At 62.0% G+C, this 24104-nt stretch carries 18 protein-coding genes and 1 tRNA gene; 5 read left to right on the top strand and 14 right to left on the bottom strand.

The features are described from left to right. Positions 1-111: 111 nt before the first annotated feature. The 9 genes from CLU85_RS15470 to hpnC form a co-directional block, all read right to left on the bottom strand. A complete protein-coding gene (locus CLU85_RS15470; protein WP_100411039.1) occupies positions 112-780 on the bottom strand; it encodes a response regulator in 669 nt (222 codons plus the stop codon). A 226-nt stretch (positions 781-1006) separates the two neighbouring features. Then, complete coding sequence (locus CLU85_RS15465) at positions 1007-2014, bottom strand: tripartite tricarboxylate transporter substrate binding protein (RefSeq protein WP_100411038.1); 1008 nt, start codon at positions 2012-2014, stop codon at positions 1007-1009. 139 nt (positions 2015-2153) lie between these two features. Beyond that, positions 2154-3467, bottom strand: coding sequence for a hydroxysqualene dehydroxylase HpnE (gene hpnE / locus CLU85_RS15460; protein WP_100411037.1), 1314 nt, complete (start codon positions 3465-3467; stop codon positions 2154-2156). Positions 3468-3483: 16 nt separating this feature from the next. Beyond that, entirely contained in the window at positions 3484-4323 is an 840-nt protein-coding gene (gene hpnD / locus CLU85_RS15455; RefSeq protein WP_100411036.1) for a presqualene diphosphate synthase HpnD, read from the bottom strand. 109 nt (positions 4324-4432) lie between these two features. After that, positions 4433-5941, bottom strand: coding sequence for a TRAP transporter large permease subunit (locus CLU85_RS15450; RefSeq protein ID WP_100411035.1), 1509 nt, complete (start codon positions 5939-5941; stop codon positions 4433-4435). Beyond that, a complete protein-coding gene (locus CLU85_RS15445) occupies positions 5938-6462 on the bottom strand; it encodes a C4-dicarboxylate ABC transporter substrate-binding protein (protein ID WP_100411034.1) in 525 nt (174 codons plus the stop codon). The genes CLU85_RS15450 and CLU85_RS15445 overlap by 4 nt, the downstream gene beginning before the upstream one ends. A gap of 28 nt (positions 6463-6490) precedes the next feature. After that, on the bottom strand, positions 6491-7891 hold the full coding sequence (locus CLU85_RS15440; RefSeq protein WP_100411033.1) for an L-serine ammonia-lyase: 1401 nt from the start codon (positions 7889-7891) through the stop codon (positions 6491-6493). 12 nt (positions 7892-7903) lie between these two features. Beyond that, the gene (locus CLU85_RS15435) at positions 7904-8791 is read right to left on the bottom strand and encodes a hypothetical protein (protein WP_198509201.1); all 888 of its coding nucleotides are present in this window, start codon (positions 8789-8791) and stop codon (positions 7904-7906) included. A gap of 182 nt (positions 8792-8973) precedes the next feature. Beyond that, a complete protein-coding gene (hpnC, locus tag CLU85_RS15430) occupies positions 8974-9882 on the bottom strand; it encodes a squalene synthase HpnC (protein WP_232727837.1) in 909 nt (302 codons plus the stop codon). 187 nt (positions 9883-10069) lie between these two features. On the opposite strand from hpnC, the gene CLU85_RS15425 reads away from it, so the two are divergent. From CLU85_RS15425 to CLU85_RS15410, 4 genes are all read left to right on the top strand, one after another. Beyond that, on the top strand, positions 10070-11293 hold the full coding sequence (locus CLU85_RS15425; protein ID WP_100411031.1) for an efflux RND transporter periplasmic adaptor subunit: 1224 nt from the start codon (positions 10070-10072) through the stop codon (positions 11291-11293). Positions 11294-11301: 8 nt separating this feature from the next. After that, on the top strand, positions 11302-14484 hold the full coding sequence (locus CLU85_RS15420; RefSeq protein ID WP_100411030.1) for an efflux RND transporter permease subunit: 3183 nt from the start codon (positions 11302-11304) through the stop codon (positions 14482-14484). A gap of 90 nt (positions 14485-14574) precedes the next feature. Continuing rightward, positions 14575-14660 (top strand) — tRNA-Leu (locus CLU85_RS15415). Positions 14661-14889: 229 nt separating this feature from the next. After that, positions 14890-15693, top strand: coding sequence for a hypothetical protein (locus CLU85_RS15410; protein WP_157803978.1), 804 nt, complete (start codon positions 14890-14892; stop codon positions 15691-15693). 467 nt (positions 15694-16160) lie between these two features. On the opposite strand, the gene CLU85_RS15400 is transcribed toward CLU85_RS15410, so the two are convergent. From CLU85_RS15400 to CLU85_RS15385, 4 genes are all read right to left on the bottom strand, one after another. Next, a complete protein-coding gene (locus tag CLU85_RS15400; RefSeq protein ID WP_157803977.1) occupies positions 16161-17447 on the bottom strand; it encodes an ArdC family protein in 1287 nt (428 codons plus the stop codon). 408 nt (positions 17448-17855) lie between these two features. Next, complete coding sequence (locus tag CLU85_RS15395) at positions 17856-18446, bottom strand: hypothetical protein (protein ID WP_100411026.1); 591 nt, start codon at positions 18444-18446, stop codon at positions 17856-17858. 484 nt (positions 18447-18930) lie between these two features. Further along, positions 18931-20046: a hypothetical protein gene (locus CLU85_RS15390; RefSeq protein ID WP_100411025.1), complete on the bottom strand. Its 1116-nt coding sequence runs from the start codon at positions 20044-20046 to the stop codon at positions 18931-18933. A gap of 236 nt (positions 20047-20282) precedes the next feature. After that, positions 20283-21599 carry an MT-A70 family methyltransferase gene (locus CLU85_RS15385; RefSeq protein ID WP_100411024.1) on the bottom strand — a complete coding sequence of 439 codons (1317 nt, stop codon included), beginning with the start codon at positions 21597-21599 and terminating at the stop codon, positions 20283-20285. A gap of 340 nt (positions 21600-21939) precedes the next feature. On the opposite strand from CLU85_RS15385, the gene repC reads away from it, so the two are divergent. After that, a complete protein-coding gene (gene repC, locus CLU85_RS15380) occupies positions 21940-23247 on the top strand; it encodes a replication protein C, IncQ-type (protein WP_232727836.1) in 1308 nt (435 codons plus the stop codon). A gap of 193 nt (positions 23248-23440) precedes the next feature. Here repC and CLU85_RS15375 read toward each other — a convergent pair whose 3' ends face one another. Then, complete coding sequence (locus CLU85_RS15375; protein ID WP_100411022.1) at positions 23441-24073, bottom strand: hypothetical protein; 633 nt, start codon at positions 24071-24073, stop codon at positions 23441-23443. Positions 24074-24104 lie beyond the last annotated feature (31 nt).

The raw sequence follows: 24104 nt of genomic DNA, 5'->3' as shown, positions 1-24104 counted from the left end.
TGGATCTCTGCTCGGCCCAGGCCCGTGCTGCCGTGCAACTGACTCCGCCAAGCCACTGGTGGTGTCTCCCCTTGGAGGGGAAGATGTGCAGTGCCTCAGTGGGGACCCTCGTCATTCCGCCTCCAGCGCGTAGCCCAGCCCGCGCAGCGTGGTGATGCGTACACCGCTGCCATCGAGCCGCTTGCGCAGCCGGTGCACAAACACCTCCACCGCTTCGGGGTGCACGTCGTCATCGTCCGAAAACACACGGTCCAGGATTTGTTGCTTGGAGAACGGTTCGCCGCTGCGCTGCACCAGCACGCGCAACACGGCATGTTCACGCGGTGACAGGGCCAGCGGCTCCCCGCGCAGCGTGAACTGTTTGCGTGCGTTGTCATACACCAGCGCGCCGCAGGTCAGGCGCGGGTGCTCGTTGCCCCGCGCGCGGCGCACCAGCGCGTGCAGACGCGCTTCCAGCTCGGCCAGCTCGAAGGGCTTGGCCAGAAAGTCGTCGGCCCCGGCGTTGAGCGAGCGCACGCGCTCGTCCAGGGAGTCGCGCGCGGTAAGGATCAGAGCGGGCAGGCGCTGGTCGCGGTCGCGCAAGCGCTGCAACACGGCCTGGCCGTCCAGCCCGGGCAGACCCAGGTCGAGCACCAGCGCGTCGTAGTTGTCGTGCTGCTGCAAGGCGCGGTCTGCCAGGCGGCCGTCATTCACCCACTCCACCTGGATGCCCGCGTGCTCCAGCGCCCGGCTCAGCCAGGTGCCCAGGTTGTGGTCGTCTTCGGCCAGGAGGATGCGCATGGGGGGATGCTACCGTTTGTGCGGAAGGCGCAGGGCTTGCATTCAGCATTGAGCCATTCAATGCGGAGCGGTTAGGGCGCGCAGGCGCCAGCAGCCAAACTATGCGTACGCGCTGCCCAGGCCAGGCAGCCGTGCAAGGGCCGCCCCGCCGCACTGGCTGCGTCCCCCTTCCTGACCCGCGCAGCGGGGCGAGAGAAAGGGGGAAGACGCGAAGCGGCTCAGGGGGTTAATCTGGTTTGACCTTCGCGCGCAGCAGCACCTTTTTCCAGCGTTCCTGTTCGGCCGCAATGAACTGCGCGAACTGTGCGGGTGTGCCCCCAATCGCTTCCGCAGCGTCGGCGTTCAGGCGCTCCAGTGAAGCGGGGGCCTTGACGGCCTTGGCGGTTTCTGTGGCCAACTTTTCCAGGTGGGCCGGGGCCAGATTGGCCGGGGCCAGCATGCCGTACCACTGGGTCATCTCAAAGCCCGGAAAGCCCTGCTCAGCCACAGTGGCCACGTCGGGCAGTTGCGGCAGGCGCTTGGCCGAGCCGGTGGCGATGCAGCGCACCTTGCCCGACTTGATGAACGGCAGCATGGCGGCAGCGCCCACGGCCGATGCTTCAAGGCGGCCCGAGAGCAGGTCGGTCATCATGGGGCCGGTGCCACGGTAGGGCACGTGCAACATGAAGATATCGGCTGTCATCTTGAGGTATTCAAACGCCAGGTGCCCGGCGCTTCCGTTGCCCGCTGAGCCGTAACTGAGCTTGCCGGGGTTCTTTTTCGCATAGGCGATGAACTCCTTGAGGTTCTTGGCGGGCACATCGGGGTGCACCACATACAGGCTGGGTACTTTGGCCAGCAGGCTTACGGGCTTGAAGTCCCTGTTGGCGTCGTAGGGCAGCTTGTCAAAGATGAAGGGGTTGACGGCCAGCGTGCCGATGTGGCCCAGGATCAATGTGTGCTGGTCTTCAGCGCGGGCCACCTCGCCCATGGCGATGTTGCCGGCGGCGCCAGGCTTGTTGTCGACGTAAACGCTTTGCCCCAGTGTCTTGCCCAGTTCGGCGGCGGTAGAGCGGGCCACGATTTCCGAGCTGCCGCCCGGTGCAAAGGGCACCACGAAGCGTACCGATTTAGAGGGCCAGGCGGCCTGGGCTGACGCCGTGGCGGGCAGAAAACCGCCCAGGGCCAGAGCGCCGCTGGCACCGAGCAAGTGGCGGCGTGAGGATGAAAAAGCAAGCGGGTCGTTTGAAAGCATGGGTTGTCTCCGTCGGATCGATGGCGCATGCGGAATGCGGATGCGTGTGGTGCCATGGTGCCGGGTGCGGGCTTTCGGAATGCTGTCAGTGGGGTTGGTAGTTACCCGGGGGTGGGGCCACCTTGAATCAGAGATCGTTTCAGCGCGCAGTGACGCAAGCGGCCACTGCGGTGCCGCTGAGTACGGCGCCTTCGAGCGTGGCGGGGTAGGGGCCCTGTACATAGTCGCCGCAGGCGGTCAGCCCTGGCAGCACCTGCATGCCAGGGCGCTGCAGGCCGGGGGTGCAGGCAAAGGTGGCGCGTTTCTCCACCACGGTTTGCACAGGCTGCAGGGCCGGCAGGCCAAGCTGTACGGCCGCCTGCTGCAGCACCTGCTGCTCTATCAGGGCCCGGTCACCATCGCTGGCGCTGACCACAAAGGCCAGCAGGCCATGCTGGCCGTCGAGCGGGCCCCGGTCGAAAACGAATTGCGCGGGATGGGTGGCCGTGTTGCGCAGCGCCAGCATGGGCTGGGGCAGGCGCGCTCCGCTGGCATGGGCGTAAACGGTGGTGATGGCCTCAAAACGCAGGGCACCGGCGGCGGCGCTCCAGCGGCCTGCGCTGGCCAGGCCCGCAGTGCTTGCCAGGCCCTCAACCAGGCGGCTGGCCTCCCACGACGGGCAGGCCAGGGTGATGTGGTCGAACGGGGTGGGTTCTTCCGAGACGTTGGTCGCACCTGCCAATTGCCAACGTCCGCCGTGCAAAGGCAACAGCCGCTGAATGCGCTGGCCGGTGACGACCTGGCCCTCGCGCTGCTGCAGCCAGTGCACCGCTGCCTGCGGGAACAACGCCCCCAGGTCGGCGCGAGGCAGCAGCAGGTTGGAGCCGCCGCGCCCGCTGAACAGGCTGTCTTGCAGCACGCGCAAAAACACCTGGCCGCTGGCCTCATGCGCTGGGGTATTGAGGGCCGACACACACAGCGGGTCGATGAACTCGGCCATCAGGCGCGGTGTGAGCGGGGCGCAAAGCTGCGCTACCGAGGTTATTGGAGCGCAGCGAAAACCGCGCAGTTGCCAGGTCGTGGCCGTGCGCAGCAGTGCCAGCTTGTCACGCCAGCCCCAGCCTTTGGCGCGGCCAATGCCGAGCAGGGCATCCAGCGGCGGGGGCAGGTCGGGCAATTGCAGCCCCTGGCCATCCGGGAACTGCAGCGTGAGCGGCAGGCGCAGCAGCGCAGTGTTGGGGTCCACGCCTACCTGCCGCATCAGGCGCAGGCTTTCGGCATAGGCGCCAATGAGGATGTGCTGGCCGTTGTCGAGCTTGGCAGGGGTGCCGTCGGGCAGCGTGCCCGGCACGGCCCGCGCCCGGCCACCCACGGTGCGCGCAGCCTCGAACACGGTGACGTGGCGACCTGCCTGTGTGTGGGCGATGGCGGCGGCCATACCGGCCCAGCCCGCACCGACGACGGCAACTTTCATGGGCGCCACACCGACACTACATCCGGCCCAATGCCTGCACCTTCCACGCCAGCCAGAACTTGCGCAGTGGGGTGAGACGGATGCGCTGGTGCAGCACCTGGAAGTTCTCGTGCTCTATCTCGCGCAGTAGCGTGCGGTAGATGCTGGCCATCATCAGGCCCGGCTTTTGGGTGCAGCGGTCTGCGTCGGGCAGCAGGGCGAAAGCTTCGTCATAGAGGCTGTGCGCGCGTTCGGCCTGAAAACGCATCAGCGCGGTGAAGCGGTCGGAATACTGGCGCTTCAGGATCTCGTGCGCCTTCACATCAAACTGCTGCAGCTCGCTCACGGGCAGGTAGATGCGGCCCAGCATCGCGTCTTCGCCCACGTCGCGGATGATGTTGGTGAGCTGAAACGCCAGGCCCAGCTTGTGGGCGTATTCGGTGGTGCGTGGGTCGGTCTGGCCGAAGATGCGCGCTGCGACTTCGCCCACGATGCCGGCCACCAGGTGGCAGTAACCCTTGAGACCCGCAAAGTCGAGGTAGCGGGTCTGCTCCAGGTCCATGTGGCAGCCGTCGATCACGGCCTGCAGGTGGCGTTGCTCGATGCCATAGTCGGCAGCCAGTGGCATCAGGGCCAACATCACCGGGTGGGTGGGCTGGCCGGCATAGGCTTTGGCTACCTCGGCCTGCCACCAGGCGAGCTTGGTGCGCGCTACGCCGGGGTCGGTCACTTCATCGACCACGTCATCCACCTCGCGGCAAAACGCATAGAACGCCGTGATGGCCGCGCGGCGCGGGGCGGGCAAAAAGAGAAAAGCGTAATAGAAGCTGCTGCCCGAGGCCACGGCTTTTTGCTGTACGTACTGCTGCGGTGTCATGGGGTGGGATTGTCCCATGGCGTTCGGTGGTTGGCAGGTCTGAAGCGTTTGTGATGTTTTTGGGTGGTGGCGCTTGATGCGTATGTGCTGGTAGCTATTAATTTTGTAGCTATCTGGTGGCTGGCGCTGGCAAGTCGGGCGTGTCGGTCGCATCGGGCTGGGGCTGCGACATCTCCCGCATCAGGGCATCAAGGTCGTCGCCCTGAATGGACATCTCGGGCAGCGTGGCCGGTGTGGTGCGCAGCCATTGGGTCGTGGCCGGGAAGGCCATCACCAGGGCGATCACGGCCAGCAGGCTCAGCACATAAGGCGCCAGCGCCCCGGCCACGGCTGCCATGGTGGGGCGCGGTGCCACCTGGGCGCGCGCCAGCACCAGGGCATAACCCAGCGGGGGCAGCAGAAAACCGGCTTGTAACACCAGCAGTGCGAGCGCCGCGACCCAGGCAGCATCGCCCACCAGCGCCAGCAAGGGCGGCATCACGATGGGGATGATCAGAAAAATCAGCTCAAACGCATCCAGCACAAATGCCGAACCCAGCAGCACGGCCAGCACCAGTCCCATGGCCAGCAGGGGTTGGCCTTGCAGGGCGCGCATCCATTCGGCCACGAGCAGGTCGGTGCCCAATGCGCGCAACACCAGCGAGAACGTGACGGCGGCCACCAACAGGGCGAACAGCGCGCCAGTGAGCGCGAGCGCGTCGTCCAGCACCTGCATCAGCCGCCGTCGCGTGAGCTGGCCTGACACCGCGCCCCATACCAGCAGCAGCACCCCGGCGGTGGCTGCCGCTTCGACGGCGCGCACGCGGCCCGTGGTGACCAGGGCCAGCAGTGCCACGATGAGCGCGGGCACCAGCAGCAGCGTCCAGCGTTCGCGCAGCGATAGCGTGAGTGCTGTGACGGTTTTGCTTGGGGGCGGTGATGAACGCTGGGGCGCCAGCCACCAGGTGATGGCCATCCACAGCACCAGCAACAGGGCGCCAGGGGCGAGCGCCGCTTGTAGTACGTCCTGGGTGTTGATGATGCGCGTGCCGGCCGTGGCGGTGGGCAACCCCAGTTGGGTGGCCAGAGTCAGCCCCTCGGTGTGGGCCCGCAGCATGGCGTCACCCAGGAGCAGCAACACCAGGGATGGCGGCACGATGATGCCCAGCGTGCTGGCCACGGCCACCAGGGCGGTGCGCCGCGCTGCGGGCATGCCCTCGTCGGCCCAGGCTTGCCCGGCCGTGCGCGACAGAGTGATCAGGCTGGCGCCTACCGATCCGTTCATGGGGGCCATCAGCATGCCTACGCCCAGGCCCGCCATGTCGGATGCAGCCCGGCTGCCGATGAGTCTGGCGATGACCTTGCGCAGGCCGCCGTACAGGCCGTTGACCAGTGCCAGGTGGTTCAGGAGCGCGCCCACCACGGCATAGAGCACCAGGGCCTGGAGCAGGTCATGTTCGAGCAGGCCCACTACGCGTTCGGGCAGGCTGCGCAGCACGGCGCCATCGAACGCGCCCAGGGCCAGTCCCGCCAGGGCCCCCAGGGTGCTCACGGCCAGCAGCACGGCGTAAGTGGCCCAGCCGGTCGTAGTCATTAGCACCAGGGCCAGCCCCAGCAGCAGCAAACCCAGTGCGCTCATGGGTGTTCGGCCGGTGTAGTTCGCAGGGTGTGCACTGCGCGCCAAAGGTCAGTCAGTGCCTGCAATGAGATCAACAAGGCCAGCAGCAGCAAGGCCGCCTTGATGAGAAAGTAGCCGGGGTTGGCGGTCTCCGGGAAACTCTCCAGTCCCTGCACTGAGCGCCATACCGTGGGCAATGCATTGATGCATACAAACAGCGCCCAAGGCAGCACCGCCAGTGGTGCGCCCAGCAAGCGCAGGGCCCGCACGACACCGTGGCCTGTGTGGGTGAGGTCGGGTCTGCTGACCAGATGAGCGCCCCGTCGGTCGGCATGGCGTAAGGCCACGGCCACGTACAGTGCGAAGAGAATCTGCGCCAGGTCGTTGGCCTGGCTGGAGCCTGTGCCCCAGCCGTCGCGCAGGGGCCATTGCAAAAACAGCAGCACCACCACCAGCAGCGCCAGCGGCATCACCATGGTGCTCAGGCGGTTGAGCCAGCGCTCCAGGCGCATGGGGCTGGGGTCGTCGGTTGGCGGGGGCATGGAGGGCAGTGGCGGGTGAGAGCGTGGCTCAACATTCGACCACATTCACCGCCAGCCCCCCGCGCGAGGTCTCCTTGTATTTGACCTTCATGTCGGCGCCGGTCTGCATCATCGTCTTGATGACCTTGTCGAGCGACACCACGTGCTGGCCGTCACCGCGCAGGGCCATGCGGGCGGCGTTGATGGCCTTGATGGCGCCCATGGCGTTGCGCTCGATGCAGGGGATCTGCACCAGGCCGCCCACAGGGTCGCAGGTCATGCCGAGGTTGTGCTCCATGCCGATCTCGGCGGCGTTTTCGATCTGCTCGGGCGTGCCGCCCATCACGGCGGCCAGGGCGCCTGCAGCCATGGAGCAGGCCACGCCCACCTCGCCTTGGCAGCCGACCTCGGCGCCGGAGAGCGATGCGTTCTCTTTGTAGATGATGCCGATGGCGCCCGCTGTGAGCAAAAAGGTAGCGATGCCGTCCTCGTTCGCCCCGGGTAAGAAGTTGACGTAGTAGTGCAGCACGGCCGGAATCACGCCAGCGGCGCCATTGGTGGGGGCCGTCACCACGCGGCCACCGGCGGCGTTTTCTTCGTTGACGGCCATGGCGTACAGGTTCACCCAGTCCAGCATCGAGAGCGGATCACGCAGCGCGGCCTCGGGCGAGCCGCTCAAGTTGCGGTGAAGCTCCGCCGCGCGGCGGCGCACGTGCATCGGGCCGGGCAGTGTGCCGGTGCTGGCGCAGCCGCGTTGCACGGCACCCGCCATGGTCTGCCAGATGGCCAAAAGCTGGCGGCGCACCTCGGCCGCGCTGCGCCAGTGCTCTTCGTTGGCCGCCATGAGCTGGGCCATGGTCATGCCGGTCGCCTGGCACTGGGCCAGCAGCTCGGCCCCGGTGCGAAAGGGGTGGGGCAGGCCCCGGTGGTGGCCGGCAGCGCCGGGCCCGCTGGTGGGCACTGAGTTCAGCACACGATGGCCCTCGGCATCCACGACAAAGCCGCCGCCTACCGAGTAGTAGTCGCGCGCTGCAATCTCTGTGCCCAGCACATCCCAGGCGTGGAAGGCCATGCCGTTGGGATGCAAGGGCAGACTTTTGCGGCGAAACAGCAGGTGCTCTTTCTCGATAAAGGGCGTGGCGTGCTCGCCCAGCAGCACCATCGTGCCGCTGCTGCGGATCTGCGCAACGGTCGGCGCGATCTGGTCGGGGTCGATGCGGTCGGGTTCAAAGCCGGCCAGGCCCAGCAGCACGGCACGGTCGGTGCCATGGCCCACGCCGGTGGCCGACAGTGAGCCGAACAGCTCCACCGTCACATGGTGCACGGCCGCCAGGCCCAGGGTGTCGCGCACGTGGCAGGCAAACTGCCGGGCGGCAATCATTGGCCCCACGGTGTGCGAGCTGGACGGCCCGATGCCGATCTTGAAGAGGTCGAAAACGCTGACGGACATGGTGTGATGCTCTCAAGGGCGGCGTGGTGTTTCGGCCGAAGGGTGGGGGTGGTGGGCCTGCGGTTTGACCTGCAGCGGCAGATGCGATTTCAAGGCGAACGTGGTGCCGATCAAGACCATCCAGCCCAGCAGCACATCCCAGAACCCCATGACGAGCCACACCGGCGCCAGCAGGGGGCCCGCCAAGGGGATGACGTAAAGCGACAGGCGGGACGTCCAGAAGCCAGGGGCTCTCATGCAGGGCGATGAGAAGGGGTCGAAGGTGCCAGGCGAGCAGCCCAGGCTTTCCAGAATGGCGCGCGCGGTCTGGTTGCCCACAATGGGCAGGCCCAGCGCCAAGCAGAACCCGATGAACCCTGCGAGCAAGAGCCAGAACGTGCAGCCCACGCCCCAACGCAAAAAATCAGCGGATGTGGCATGGCCCTTGCGCGGCAGCCAGCGCTGCAGCAGGGCCGTCGCTGCGGCGGGGTTGTGGTCTGCCCAGCGTGCGGCATACAGCGCCAGCCCCCATGCCAGCAGCAGCCCCCAGAAGTTGCTCAGCAGCACAAAGGGGTAGTCCACCATGCCGCCCGCTGACAGAAACGGTGTCAGCCGCAGTCCGATGGGATTGGCCAGCCAAGAGCACGAGCGCAGTGCGGGGTTCGCATCGGGCTGGCAGTGCAGCACATCCAGCACCCGCTCTGCGGCCACGCCACCGACGATGGAAAAAACCAGGCAGAAAACGATGAGCCCCCATTGAAGGGTCTTGAACAGGTGTCTGGCAGTCAACGGAAGTCCCTCCTGGCGTGCCACGGGTGCTGGCTTGCGGATGTTGTTGTCGTTGTTGTGTTCCGGGCTTGGCAGGCTCGGGCGGCTGGCCGCAGTGGGCGCAAGACTAGCGCGCCGCAAAGAAGGTGCCATGCGCGCTATCCCTGCCCCGCCTTTGATCTGCCCGTTTGTGGAGACCTGTCTTGGGCAGGTGGTTGTATTTAAAAGAATAGCAATCGGCGCTTATTTGGTAAGCGCTAGAGACCTATTTGATGTGAAATTCATGGTGGAGGTGCAGGCTGCTGTCAGCGCGCCTTGTGGCCCATGAATCTTTCTTACATCACCAGCGCACGGGCCAGCATCACGCACCAGTCCCAGGCATTGAGTTGTGGGCGGGTGTGCAGGCTGCCGCCTTTGAGGGCATCCACCTTGTCGAGGATGCGCAGGCCGCCTTGCACCACCAGGCGCAGTTCCCAGCCCGCGCGGCCGGGCAGGCGGTGCACCAGCGGTGCGCCGCTGAGCATGCTGCTGCGGGCCCAATGGGCGCAATCGGCAATCAGGCGCACGTTTTCACGGTTAGATTGCAGCGCCAGCAACTCGGCCTGGCAGGCTCCGTGGGCAGCACAGTCGGCACGGGGCAGGTAGTGACGGCCCCGGGGAATGTCCACACTGAGGTCTTGCCAGAAGTTGATGAGTTGCAGCGCGGTGCAGATAGCGTCGCTTTCTTCTAGCGCCTCGGCGCCCGTCACTTCATACAGGTGCAGCAGCAATCTGCCGACGGGGTTGGCGGAGCGGCGGCAGTAGTCCAGCAATTCGGCGCGGTCGGCGTAGCCTTCAGCGTCTCGGGTTTTTTCCACATCCTGGACAAAGGCGCTGAGCAAGTCTGCGAGCAGCGGCACAGGCAGATGGTGACTGCGCAACACCGATTGCAGCGGCAAAAACACGTCGGCCCAACGGGGGGAGGGCGCCTGCCCCTGGGCAACAGCCTGCAAGTCGGCCTGGTAGGCGGCCAGGTCCGCCAGGCGAGCGGCGGCGGCGGCGTCGCCTTCGTCCGCAATGTCGTCGGCGGTGCGGGCAAATCCATAAATGGCGGCAATCGGCTGGCGCAGGTGCGGTGGGCACAGCAGTGACGCCACCGGAAAATTTTCGTAGTGGGTCACCGGCGGTGCCGATGCAGCCGCTGCGGGTGGCTGCGGGGTGGATACTGCGGGCGGTATGGAGGAGGGGCTGGGGTGGTCGTTCACATCCCGGATTGTCGCTTGACAAGGCCGGGGGCTTCTCATAGATTACTAACCGGTCAGTCAGTAGCAAAAGCAAGCAATATCACTGGGGACAAGGACGCAGACCCGTACCCCGTCGCAACGCAGGCATTCGTGCCTGCGTTTTGCGTGCAGCGCCTTGTGGCCTCAATTTTCATTCACCGGATTTCCCATGCGCACACCCTCCGCCTCGCGGTCCCTTCAACGGCACACCCGGTATTTGCTGGTGGTAGCAGCAGCCACGGTGCTGGCAGCCTGTTCTCGCCCCGCACCGCCCGAGGAGCCTGTGCGCTCCGTGAAACTGCTGACAGTGGGCGTGGGCACATTGCAGTCCAGCCTGGAATATTCGGCCGAGGTGCGGGCGCGTGTGGAGTCGCGCCTGGGGTTTCGCGTGGCTGGCAAGATCGTGCAGCGCCAGGCCGAGCTGGGCCAGCGCGTGAAGGCGGGTCAGGTGTTGGCCCAGTTGGACCCCAAGGACTACCAGCTGGCGGCCGACGCCGCGCGTGCGCAACTGGCATCGGCCACGACGCAGCGGGACCTGGCTGCGGCAGACTTCAAGCGCTACCAGGCTCTCAAGGACCAGAATTTCATCAGCGGCGCAGAGCTGGAGCGTCGCGACGCCACCCTCAAGGCCGCGCAGGCCACGCTGGACCAGGCCCGCGCGCAGCTGTCGTCGCAGGGCAACCAGGCGGCCTACACCACCTTGGCGGCCGATGTGTCAGGTGTGGTGACGGGTATTGATGCCGAGCCGGGCCAGGTGGTCTCTGCGGGAACGCCGGTGGTGCGCATTGCCCAGGACGGCCCCCGCGATGTGGTGTTTGCGGTGCCCGAAGACAAAGTCGCGCAGATTGCGCAAGGCACTGACGTGGTGGTGCGTGGCTGGTCGGGCGGTGCGCCGCTGGCAGGCCGTGTGCGCGAAGTGGCCGCCAGCGCCGACCCAGCGACCCGCACCTACCAGATCAAGGTGGCGATCGAAGGCGCCGAGGCTCCGGCCCTGGGTTCCACGGTGTATGTCACCCCCAAGGCGCTGAGCCACGCGGGTATTGCGGCCATCAAGTTGCCCACCAGCGCTTTGCGCCAACAGGGGCAGTCCACTGCCGTGTGGGTGTATGACGCAGCCAGCAGCACGGTGAAGTCGCAGGTGGTGCAGATTGCAACGGCCGACGGCAACGAAGCCGTGGTGGCGGCGGGCCTGACCCCCGGTATGCAGGTGGTGGCCACAGGCGTGCATGTGCTGTCGCCCGGGCAGAAAGTGACGGTATATCAGCAAAAAGTGGTGCCAGTGGCCGTGAATAAAGCGCAGACAGCTCCTGAATCTGTAGCGGCGCCTGCTGCGTCGTCCGCGCCTTCCGCATCTGCAGCCCCTGCTGCAGCCACGGCCTCTGCCGCCAACTGAGGCCCGCCATGACGCAAATCCAACCCAAAGAGGGGTTCAACCTCTCCAAGTGGGCGCTCGATCACCCCGCGCTCACCCGCTACCTCATGGTGGTGCTGATGCTGCTGGGCTTTGCCGCCTACTTCCAACTCGGGCAGGACGAAGACCCGCCGTTCACCTTCCGCGCCATGGTGGTGCGCACCTACTGGCCGGGCGCCACGGCGCAGCAGGTGGCCGAGCAGGTCACCGACAAAATTGAGCGCACCCTGCAGGAAGTGCCCTATGCGGACAAGATCCGCAGCTACTCCAAGCCCGGCGAGTCGCAGATCATTTTCCAGATCAAGGACTCATCCAAGGGCAGCGAGGTGGCCAACGTCTGGTACAGCGTGCGCAAGAAGGTGGGCGATATGCGTTACACCTTGCCGCAGGGTACCCAGGGGCCATTCTTCAATGACGACTTCGGTGATGTGTATGGCGTGATCTATGCGCTGGAATCCGAGGGCTTCAGCTACGCCGAGCTGAAAGCATTTGCCGACGACGCGCGCCAGCAGCTGCTGCGCGTGCCCGATGTGGCCAAGGTGGAGCTGTTCGGTGTGCAAGACGAGAAGCTCTTCATCGAGATATCGCAGAAGCGCCTGTCGCAGCTGGGTCTGGACATGAACCAGGTGCTGGCCCAGCTGGGGCAACAGAACGCTGTGGAAAGTGCTGGCGCCATCCAGACGCCCCAGGATCAGGTGCAGGTGCGGGTGCAAGGGCAGTTCAACGCCATTGAAGACCTGCGGGCCATGCCGATCCGTGGACCATCGGGTGCGCAGCTGCGACTGGGTGATATCGCCGAGGTCAAGCGCGGCTACGTGGACCCGGCCACCGTGAAGGTGCGCCACCAGGGGCAGGAGGTGATTGCCCTGGGGGTCTCCATGGCCAAGGGCGGGGACATCATTGCACTGGGAAAGGCCTTGCACACGGCCACTGACCGCATCGCCGCCACGCTGCCTGCAGGGGTGAAACTCGTCAATGTGCAGGATCAGCCCAAGGCGGTTGCTACCTCGGTGAATGAGTTCGTCAAGGTGCTGATCGAAGCGGTGGTCATCGTGCTGGCGGTGAGTTTCATCAGCCTGGGGCTGCATAAACGCCCTGGCAACCAGCCTTTTTGGAAGCGCTGGTACATCGACCCGCGCCCCGGCCTGGTGGTGGGCATCACCATCCCGCTGGTGCTGGCCGTGACCTTTTTGGCCATGTGGTACTGGGGCATCGGGCTGCACAAGATTTCGCTGGGATCGCTCATCATTGCGCTGGGCTTGCTGGTGGATGACGCCATCATTGCCGTTGAGATGATGGTGCTCAAGCTCGAAGAGGGCTATGACAAGGTGCGCGCCGCCACGTTTGCCTATGAGATCACGGCCATGCCCATGCTCACGGGCACGCTGATCACGGCGGCGGGCTTTTTGCCGATTGGCATTGCCAAGTCCATGACCGGTGAATACACCTTTGCGATCTTTGCCGTGACGGTGATCGCGCTGGTGCTCAGCTGGATTGTGTCGGTGTACTTTGTGCCCTACCTGGGCACGTTGTTGCTCAAGGTGCCTCCCCATGTGCTGGCGGCACAGGCCAACAAGGGCATCACGGACGATCCCCACGAAGTCTTCGACAGCCCGTTCTACACCACCTTCCGTCGCCTGGTGGACTGGTGCGTGGAGCACCGGTGGATCACCATCGGCTCCACTGTGCTGACCTTTGCATTGGGCATCGCGGGGATGGGCAAGGTGCAGCAACAGTTCTTCCCCGACTCGAGCCGGCCTGAAATCATGGTGGATATCTGGTTCCCCGAGGGCACTTCATTTGCGGGCAATGAAGAAGTCACCAAGCGGGTGGAGCAGCGGCTGTTGTCCGAGCCGGGTGTCAGCTCTGTGAGCACCTGGGTGGGTTCAGGGGTGCCGCGCTTCTATCTGCCGCTCGATCAGGTGTTTCCGCAGACCAACGTATCGCAATTCATTGTGCTGTCGCAGGATCTGAAGGTGCGTGAATCCTTGCGGGTGAAGCTGCCCGCGCTGTTGGCCCAGGAATTCCCCGAAGTGCGTGGTCGTGTCAAGCTGCTGCCCAATGGGCCGCCGGTGCCGTACCCTGTGCAGTTTCGCGTGGTGGGCCCCGAGCCGCTGGTGCTGCGGGAGCGCGCCGATGAGGTGAAAGCCGTGTTGCGCCAGAGTCCTGACATGCGCGGCGTGAACGACAACTGGAACGAGTCCGTGAAGGTGTTGCGCCTCGAAGTGGACCAGGCCAAGGCGCGCGCGCTGGGTGTGACGAGCCAATCGATCGCCCAGGCGTCCAAGACCATCCTGTCGGGCACGCAGGTGGGCCAGTTCCGCGAAGGCGACAAGCTGATCGACATTCTGTTGCGCCAGCCATTGGACGAGCGCAACGCCATCACCGACATTGCCAATGCTTACCTGCCCACCGCCTCGGGCAAGTCGATCCCGCTCACACAGATCGCCAAGCCCGTGTTTACCTGGGAGCCGGGCGTGATGTGGCGCGAAAACCGCGACTACGCCATCACGGTGCAGGGCGACGTGACCGAGGGTCTTCAGGGCGCCACGGTGACGGCGGCGCTGCTGCCATCGCTCAAGGAGATCGATGCGAAATGGCGGGCTGCCGGGCAGACGGGCTACCGCATCGAAGTGGCGGGTGCCGTGGAGGAAAGCTCCAAGGGGTCGGCCTCGATCGCTGCGGGCATTCCGATCATGTTGTTCATTACCTTCACGCTGCTCATGCTGCAGCTGCACAGCTTCAGCCGGGCAATGCTGGTGTTCCTGACCGGGCCGCTGGGGCTGGCAGGCGTCGCGGCGGCGTTGCTGTTGCTCAATCGGCCATTTGGTTTTGTCGCACTGCTGGGGGTGATTGCGCTCATGGGCATGATCCAGCGCAACTCGGTGATCTTGATCGACCAGATCGAGCAGGATCGTTCGCGGGGCGTGCCAGCGTGGGATGCCATCGTGGAATCGGCTGTGCGCCGCCTGCGGCCCATCGTGCTGACGGCTGCTGCTGCAGTGCTGGCCATGATCCCGCTGTCGCGCAGCGTGTTCTGGGGCCCGATGGCTGTGGCCATCATGGGCGGGCTGGTGGTGGCCACCGTGCTGACGCTGCTGGCATTGCCCGCGATGTATGCTGCCTGGTTCCGTGTAAAACGACCGGCGCCAGAGGTTCTTGGGGGTGCTTGACGGGCAAGCTGTGCGTATCAGGTAAAATAGAAGGTTGACCGATTTCACACAGGCGGCAGCTCAGCTTGCCGCCTGTTTGTTTGTAGAACCGCGCGGGTGGCGAAATTGGTAGACGCACCAGGTTTAGGTCCTGACGCCAGCAATGGTGTGGGGGTTCGAGTCCCCCCCGCGCACCATAGTAAAAGCGGGGAAAGCCATGGAAAATCAGTCACTTGTGTGATTTTTAGGCTCTCCCTTCTTTTCATTCGGTTTCATTTATTTTCATCAGTTTTCACCCAAATTCATCCCTCCGGTTTGGGAAAATTCTGGGAAGTTTGGGAGGGTGGTTAAGTTGCTGAAACGCGACACCTTCCATACCGGGGCTATGCTGCTGAACATCTAACACCGATTACATCGCGTCCTCGTATGCCATCAAAACACCTCGTATTGCTACAAGCGATGTTTCCCGGCGTGCTGATGCTCGACATCGACCAAATTGCTTCCTTGACGCGATATGGGCGTGGCCACCTGTACAACCTCAACTACGAAGGCAAATTGCCGTTCAAGGTCAGTCGCGGGCGCCGCAACAAGATTCTTGTTTCTATCATCGAGTTTGCCGCTTACCTCGACAAGACGTCGCTATCGGAGTACGCGCCGCCAGTTGATCAACCCCCTGAACTGATCGTCAAGAAACCTGGACGGCCCCGAGGCTCCACTGCCAGAGCGAGTGCGACGGTATCCAGCTTTCAGAGCGATCTTCATGCTGCAATCTATCGGGTGCAGGCCAGGGAGTTGCTGTCAGGTATCGGGCATCGCATTGCCGGTGAGCGTCTCGATGGGGATGAAAGCATGGGTTGCGAGGAGCAAATGCGGAAAACTCTTTCGAGACTCTCCGCTGCTGTCGATGCCGCCTCGTATGAATTCGAGCAGCTATACGCCAGGTTGTCGAATCCTGAGTCGCCCGACATCCCCTACGAGGCACGGCAGATTCCATTTTTTGTCAGCCCGGAAGGCTTGGTCGTCGCTCTGGTTGTCGATGAGTTTGCCGATCATGATGCAAGTCCAGTTGCGATCCACCAGGTGCGTTGGATGACATGGGCGTCGGCGCTTTCACTGGTTTGGCTTGATGAATCAAAGCGGTTGGCGTGGCTCGAAAAAATGGCAGTCGTGGTGCCTAGTCTGCATGACACTGTGGACGCACTCAGGCGGGACGCTTTGCATAGCATCTAGACGACCTGTTCTTGGCCATGTGGCCCTCATCCGAAAAGGTCGCTGATGTCCTCCTCGTGGCATGTTGTCGAGGTATCCACACCCGAGAGGATGTTCCTTACCCCGTTAGCCACGAACTCAGCGGGGAATTGCGCCAGTAGTTCGGGCAATTGAGCGAAATTCTTGGTTGCCCTGACTACGATGTTTGGGTATCCCCTCAATGCATCCACTCCCTCGGCTGTTGCGAAAGCCGATAGGCAATCTAGGTCGGTAGGGGACTTAATTGCGAGCAGCAAGTCCCAACGTTTGCTCGGGTTGAGCTTCATGTCAAATGCACCTACCAATCGCGTCAGTCAGATTAGCACTGAAGACTTTGAGCATGGAGAATCTTGGATGAACAAGGCAAGTCTTCGGCAGTTGGCTCCAACCAACCACGAATCGGTGAGAGCATCTGAGTTTACCGAGCCAGCACTGATCAAGCCGCTTTTCTAAGTCAGCCCCATGCTGCCGGAATTCAGGCCAGCGACCGCCGCATCCAGCAACTCCCCAGCCGGTCGAAGTCCGTTGATCCTGCTAGCCGACGACGGCATCTGAGCTACTGCCACCAATCCCTGGCCGATCCCGTCAACTTGCTGCTGTGGCACTCCAACGCCTTGAACCAAGGAGGGGGCAGGCTGAGGGGTGACTAGTGGTGCCTCAGCCAACTGTCTTTCATGCCGTTGCATGAACCAGTCCGCAGCCTTTTCAGCAGCAGAGAACGCCTGAAACAGCGCCCTTGGGTCATTCTTGATGAGCTTGGCCCAGCCTTCTAGATAACTCGCATGCTGGTTGATGACCTCATCGGACTCCAACCCCAGCTCGCACATGAGGTAGGTCGAGGCTGTTTCAGCGACCAGCTCCTCCCTGGCGTATTCAGCGGAGCCTCTACCGCCCGACATCTCTCTCTTCAACCGTGAATCATGCCCCGTTGCATGACAGCACTCATGCAATAGCACCGAGTAGTGCTTGGCAGCCGCTGAATACACCACCACTCCACCTTTGACAGAGTCTTTGTACTGCGAGCGTTCAGGAACCGTGATGCGGTCCAGACCCGGTTGATAAAACGCCTGGCCAATGGGCTCATAAGTGACGGGCACCCCCAGCTTTTTAACCAGCGCCTCAATCTCTGCATGAACCTCCCAAGTCGGTTTGCGCTCGACCTCCGGTAGCGGCGGCAAATTGGCAATGTTGTTGGCGTTGAATACCCGGTACGTCTGCAAAAACGTGCGCCCCAGTGCCTTGTCCACAATGGGTTGGCCTGCTGGATCCAGAACGGGTTTGCCAGAGCTATCCACCCGAGGCCGCTTAATTTCTTGCCTGCCCACCTTGTAGATGGTGATCGACTGCGCACCCTTTTTCACATAGGGCAACTCATCGTCGGGTGTGCCCGAGCGCTTCATGTCCTGTGCCAAGGCTTGTACCTGCTTGTACGTCATGAACCGGGTGTCGGTCCAACCGTTCGCCATCATCTCGGTCATCAGCAACACGCGGTTCATACCCAGATAGTTGAGGCCCGTGTGCGCATTGAACGGACGGCGATGGCTGGATGGAGCAATCCAGGGCTTTTGCCAGATCGAGGTGCCAGCCTCAATGGCTTGGAGAATGCGCTGTGCAGCTTCTTGGTAAAGCTGGTTGTTGACGTCTTCCACCGAGCGCTTGGGTGGAGTGGCATTGTCGGGATCGGCTGATCGGGGTGTAGTCCGTTCTTTCGGGGACTTGGATGTGGTGCGTTTCATGGAATTGCCTTTCGTTGAATGGGTGGGTGGAGCCCTGCTGCGCGGCAGCAGGAGGAAACAGGACCGGTGCACGAGGTAAGTCATGGGCTTCATGTCGTGGGAGGGGAAAGAAAAACGGAGTGAACGTGCTCATAGCTCGAACGCTCCAACATCAGGGGAGTGCGGTGAGGGCTGCGGTTTGTCGAGCAGTCCGCGATTGCGAGGGGGTCGTACCTGGGGCAGTGGCTTGTGTTCTCGCGCAATGTCCAGCGCTTGATCCCACACCGCTTGTGACCAGTCGAAGACCGAGACGGAATGGGGTTGAGCTTCGGTGTAGATAGGACCCAACATGCGGCAAACGAGGTTCCAGACCAGGGCTGGCATGGGGTCGAACATTTGGGGATTGGTTGTCGAAGTCATCCTGCCCCCTCAAATCGGCAATGGTGCTTGCGCTGGTGGGTTGACTGTCATGGAGGCCAGCATCGGCACCCGCAACTGAATGTTCAGATTCGACTTGCCCGCGAGGTCCGCTTCTTCCCTGATCACCAGGCTCAAATCCGGGTTTGAGGGGCTGGCATACAGAAGGTTGATGGGCGCGTCATCCCCTTTGAGAACCGCTGATGACACACTGAAATCGGTGTACACCGCACCGCTTGGCAAGCGCAGTCCCAGTGGCTTGTGCAGCATCACGATCGGGCTGCACTCTGCGAGCACTGCTTCGTTGAAACGATAGAAGAAGGCCACGAACATCCGGCGACTCATGCCTGTGGGTGGCCCGAACAAATACCCAATGGACGTGATGGGGGCAGGGGTGGATGGCACCATCAAGTGCATGCCCCTCTTCGGATTCCCGAAATCCGCATAGCCTTCCTGGGTGTTGAAAGGTGCGAAAACAAAAGCGATGCGCGACCCCAGCGTCAACGGACATGGGTATTGACCATGCGGCTTGGGATGATCAGCCAGCGCCTGCCAAAACGCAGCGTCCGGCATGTGCTGCACGTGGTAGCTCAATGCACTCATAGGCTACCCCCTCTGCACTCCGATTCGTGATGTACGGGGTCAGACGAACCTGGTCGGCGGTGAAGCCGCAAGGGTTCTAGGCGACGCAACTCCTCCTCGAAATCGTCGGCAGCGCGTTCCAGCGCTATCAGCATCCGAGGATGGGTTCTGGGGTCTTGTCGTGCACGCACCAGCGCCGTCAACGTCTGCCGGTGAATGGCCCGAACGTACTGGTAGCGCCTCTCAACAGGGGGCGCGGCTGATTCGGTGAGAAGGTGAAGCAGAAGTCCTAGCATGCGACCCCCTCGAAAAATGTGGGGGGATGCGGGGATTGCTCATGCGGGCGCGGGATAGAGCCGCGCGTTGAGATCAGGTGTGTGTATGGTGTCATAGCCCAAGCTAACAAACGAGCTTGGGGTCACGCAACCATTTATGGGGCGTCAACCGCTGACGAGCGGTGAACGGTTGCGCTGGAAGCTGAGAGGCTTTACAGCCCGTCAGCCGTTCATTTCTTTTTTGCTTTACGTCGTCGTGGAAGAGCCCTACGCACCAGATAACCAGACGTGAAAATGTTGGACGGCAGTTGAACCATTGGGATTGTTGACGTCACGAAGCGCGCCAAAGGCGTGCCCAATGAGGCGAAACAATCCAACATGGATTGAGCAACACCCAGCTCTTCCGCACTCAACCGAACGGGGTAGCGGTAGGTCCAACTACACCAGTCCTCCATCGGTTGAGAGGTTGAAATGGGCGCCACATAAATGGTGAACTGACCTGTCAGGTGTACTCCGGTGCGCCCTTCAATCATGTCGTAACGCCACTCTCCGCTGATTGGCAACGTTCCTAATGAGGCAGTCCAAGTCTTGCGATTCGTAGCAGACTTCGCGAACGCAATTGTGGGACCGAGTTGCCTGATACGTGAAGCACGAAGTGACCGTCGTTGCCGCCGAATTTCCTTGATGGCAGGCCTCAGATAGCATTCGAGTGGAGTGTTTACCAAGGTCCCCTCACCACTACGGTAAGCCCAGTAAGCCGCGTCTTCAAGTACATAGCATTTGAGCAGCATGACGCCCGTCTGGTCTCTGAGGTGGCCGGACCATTGCGAGAACAATTCACCCAAAGCCATAGCCTGCTCGCCGCATTGAACGATGCCACCAGGATAAGTGAGGCGAAACATACGACCAATTTTCGTCAGCCGGTCCTGTCGTTCGTGCAGCGATGCAATCACTCCGCCTACGTCGAGAACACCAGGTAGTTCAACCAAGAAAGTCGCCTGTTGGAACGGTAGGTGGCGTGAATCGACTTGCGGTGCGATCAGCAGGGATGTAGTGATGGGCGCATAGCCAGTGGAGCCATCGTGGACGAGCCATACCCGACAGCGCCATTTCCGCTGGAAGTCGGCTCTCCATTGCCGCCACGCCTGCGAGCTTTCGCAGCTGGTCTTGATAGATGCAGCGAACTGCGCCCTTCGAGAGACGCAGAGGAAAGGCCACCCAAGTTCATCGAACTTAGGTTCAGCATTCGAACTCGTCGTTTTTTCGAGAAGCTTGATGGGGTTTTTGACTTCGTCCTCGAGATACGGGAAGTCGAAATCGGTTTCGTTTAGTTGAGAATGTTTCATAGGTTGAATCCTTGGTAAGTGGGTTTGCAAACAGATCGTTGATCTGCCAAGCGAGAACGAGTAGCCCCGCGCTCTTGCGCGTTTGCACATCAGTGCAGAAAGGCTTGGTAAAAAAGCCGGATCACGACTGCGCTTTCACGCGCGTCATAGCCCGGTTAGGCCGCTGTCAGCGACCGTGCTGTATTCGCTTGGTGCAGGCGCCGTACACGATGAAGTGCCGCACGACCCTGCCGAATTCAGGCAGCGTGTGCAAAAGCCGCATCGTTGGCTCCCGTTTGCAAGGTGGTTTGCACGACTGGCACAACTGCCGTCGATTGCTGGCTCTGGTTGCCCCAGGCATCCCAGTCGCTACGCGCATTGCGGGCGAAAAGCTCCATGCGGTTTACAACGGAGGGGTACAGGCGTTCCAGGCGTTCATGCACCAGTGCTGGTTTGGCGCTGTGCTGTGTCACAGGTGCAGCAAACACCGATGACTCGCGAGCATCGTTGCCGACAATCGTCAGGCCTTGACCACGTTTGCCGACGAGCAGCAATTCATGGTGTGCCACTGCAACGCCGCCCGCACACGTGAGCTTGCCGCCGTTCTTGTGCCATACCCAGTTGGTCAGATACTCAAAACCCCAGGACTCCATGACGCGCAAGCCTTCTGGAAGCAAGGATGCGGGGCACCACAGGTACAACATGGCGTCCTTCGTCACGCAAGACTGCACGTCCATCGCACAGATGTCATCCGTACTCATGGTGGGGTAATGGTTGTGCGGCAGCATCCGGGACGCAGAGCGGTCGTTGGACATGCCGTAGTTCCATGGAGGGTCTGCCAGCAAGAGGGAATACTTCTTGCCCGTGGGCAGTGCCGCATTCTCCTGGCTCAGAAGGGCTTGACGGTTCAGTCGTGCCAGGCGAGATTTCGCGCTCTCTTGTTCCTTGTGTCGCGCAACCAACTTGGCTGCTTGAAGAAGTACAGAGTCCTTGATGCGCTTGGACCCGGTAACTTCGACGTACGCCTCGTTCAGAGTGGTCTCGCCCGACGCCAGTTGCCGGTTCAGCTCCTTGCTGCCGTCGCAGTACACCTTTACAGCCCGTTGAACCGAATCGCGGCTCACGGCAAACAGGTCAGCCGCTTGGGCTTGAGACAGTGGCGGTTCCGTCGCTGCTGAAAACTTGGCCTGACCTGGTTTGCGAGTGCACAACGCAGCCGCCATCAAAGCCCGTTGTCCTGTGGCCAGGTTTCTGCGGTTGATGTTGCGTGCGAAGGCCATCGATTTGGCCTGCTCGTAGTTCTTGACGCTCAGCGTCTGGACCTTGGGTTCGATGCCCAGTTCCTCGCAGGCTTTGAGGCGATGGCGGCCATCGACCACTTTGCCCCCGAAGAGCAAGATGGGTTCGGATTGGCCGTTGCGTTGAATGCTCTGTTTCAGGGCGTTGAACTCGTCCGAGTTCATTGCCGGGAACAACTCGACGCAAGGATCGAGGGGGTACGTCGTGACGGTTTTTGCCGTCGTGGATGGTTTCTGCTTGGAGGCCGCAGAAGAGGCGCTAGGAGTGTGAGACATGTCGCGTTCCGGTTTGAAAAGTCAAACCCTCGGCGCGCACCAAACCCTTGATGCGTGCCTATGGACGCGGACGAAACGGAGGGAGGAGATTCGTCCGCTTAACGCGAACGTATGCACTGGATCGAGCGATCCGTGGAGGTGTGATTGAGGAAGTGGGTATCACTGTGCATATGCCTATCAGTCTACGAATTTCAGACCGTTTGTCAAGGGCAGCCAGGCAGCATCAATGCGGCCCATGATCCTGTCCGAATGTCCGTGGCACGGGATGCCGTACCCCACTTGCGCAAACGAGGGTGCGCTTGCTAACGTGGTTTCCCTAGCCCCCGGAAATGATTCCGTGATGTCGTCACAACTGTCCAAGAAAGACACCGACAACACCCCAGCGCATGTGATTCACCAGAGTTCGAGCCGACGTGCGCCCAGGTTGCGGCTGGGCACATCGGTGCGAGCCTCGATCAGGAAAAATCACATGCAGCAGAATAGAAAAACGCCAGCGGGGGCCAGAGCAAAGCAGCCCTCATTGAAACCATCGCCCAAGCCACGGTTGGGCGCAAACGGACAGGTCGAACCCGTGATCGACTACATGGACCATGCCCCCGTGCATCCCTTGTACGTCATGACAGACGGCCTGTTTCGGCCCATCCAACACGGCACCCGTGCTGCCGGAATTCAGGCAGCAAACACCGCGATCCGGGGAGGGGCGTGCAAGACGCTTGTGGACTGCGTTTGGACGTCAGAGCAGGCATTGGACATCACTGACCAATTGGTCCTGTACCACCTGTGTCAGTTGGCTGGGACACCTGGCGAACACAGACATACGTTTTTCCCAGCACAGCACCCTGAGGATTTCGCCACCGCACTCAGGCATATCAAGTACCAGGCTGTGAAGGCTGAAAAAGCGATTGCCAGCAACCTTGCTGATCTCAGTACACCTTCTGTCTTGGTGGGCGTGGAAGTCACGATCCCATCACTTGCGCGGGGCATTGGAATGACCGCTACGGGGCCGAATACCGAGGTTGTGCGCAACAGCGTGCGCAGGTTGCTCCGAACAACGTGTGAGGCATCGCTGTACTACCCAGGCAGCGGCAGCCACTGGGGGACTTGCTCATACACGCTGTTATCAGCGGTGCTCACGGGGGAGGCGCCTGCCCGTGTCTTCGTATTCCTCAACCCTGAACTGTCGGCAGGCTGTGTATCCCGAAGCGGTGTGAACTGGATCAACATGCGTGAACAACGCTTGTTGCAGTCAAAACCGGCACGGCGTCTGCATGCCTGGCTATCCGCATGGGCGTTCACTGGGGAAGTCCGCAAAATCAAGCTGGAAACCCTGTTGCCGCATGTCTGGGGCACGGAGGAATGCTCATCATCGGCCAAGAAAAGCCGCATCAGGACGTTGAAGGAGGCGGTTCACGCCATCGCTGGTTTGCCAGGTTGGACATGCTGGCTCAATGATGCTGATCGGATGGTACGGGTGCGCAAACCCCGGTTCGTGGGTAGTCCCGATGAAGACGTTGTGACGCCAACCGCAGACGTTGTGACGGAGACCCCCGGCGTTGCGACGGACACCATGGGCGTTGTAACGGAACCTGACCATGAGGCGGAACCCAATGGGGGTGCGGCTTCCGAGGCGGTCGAAGCCCTGATCTAAGACTCATCCAAGACCTGTTTAAGACAGGTCTATGGTGAGTGGTGAAGACCACTCCGCCGCTGGAACGGCGTCGGGTCATCACCGGGGGTACGACGGATCGCATGCACTGGGGTAAGACGTCTCAATGGAATAGGGGAGAGACGTACGAGCCAAGGAATGCTGGGGGTTTGTAAGCCTGGCTGCCCGCTATTCGTCAAGGTGCTTTGTACTTGGCCAGTGCTCGCAAGAACTTGACCTGCCGCTCATTCAAAGTCCCGAGTTGGAGAGCCTTCATGTCCCGCAATCGTTTGACGATCAGCGCCAACGAAGGCAGCAGCACCGCTTGGTCATCCAGCTCTGCAAGCTCTTTCTCTTGGCTCGCAAAGTGGCGGATCAGGGGCGCGACGACTTTCCAGGTGGCACCCGCAAAATCCTGCGTAAACGCTTCCCGATCCCACTCAAAATTCACGCCCATGGTCAAGAATCGAACATGGGCTCTGGACTGGGGATTCGGTAACGCGCACAGCACCGTCAGTACCTTCAAGGCATTGGCCTGATCCACCAGCTCCCTGTCGAAATATTCGTGAACAAGCAGCGTCAGCAGTTGTGCCAGTTTCTTATCTCCCTTGTGACCGTGTCCCAGCAGGGGTAAGAAGTCATCTGCCGTTGGCAGAGAACAACTGACGGTAGGTCTCGCTCTGGCGAGGCCTGCGTATCCGTTGCCGCCGGGCATCAGCCCCAGGCGGCTTTTTTGTTTTTCCACGGAGAGTGTGAACTGGTGCGAAACGAAAGTAGTCAGGTGGTAAAACGAAAATAAATGATCATATATAGGGAAAACCTTGATCATAAAAATACAGATTCAATCAAACAATCCGTGC

This window comes from Acidovorax sp. 69, assembly GCF_002797445.1.
GTDB lineage: Bacteria > Pseudomonadota > Gammaproteobacteria > Burkholderiales > Burkholderiaceae_C > Acidovorax.
Note: the sequence above shows the minus strand (reverse complement) of the source record. Positions and strands in the feature narration are given on the sequence as shown.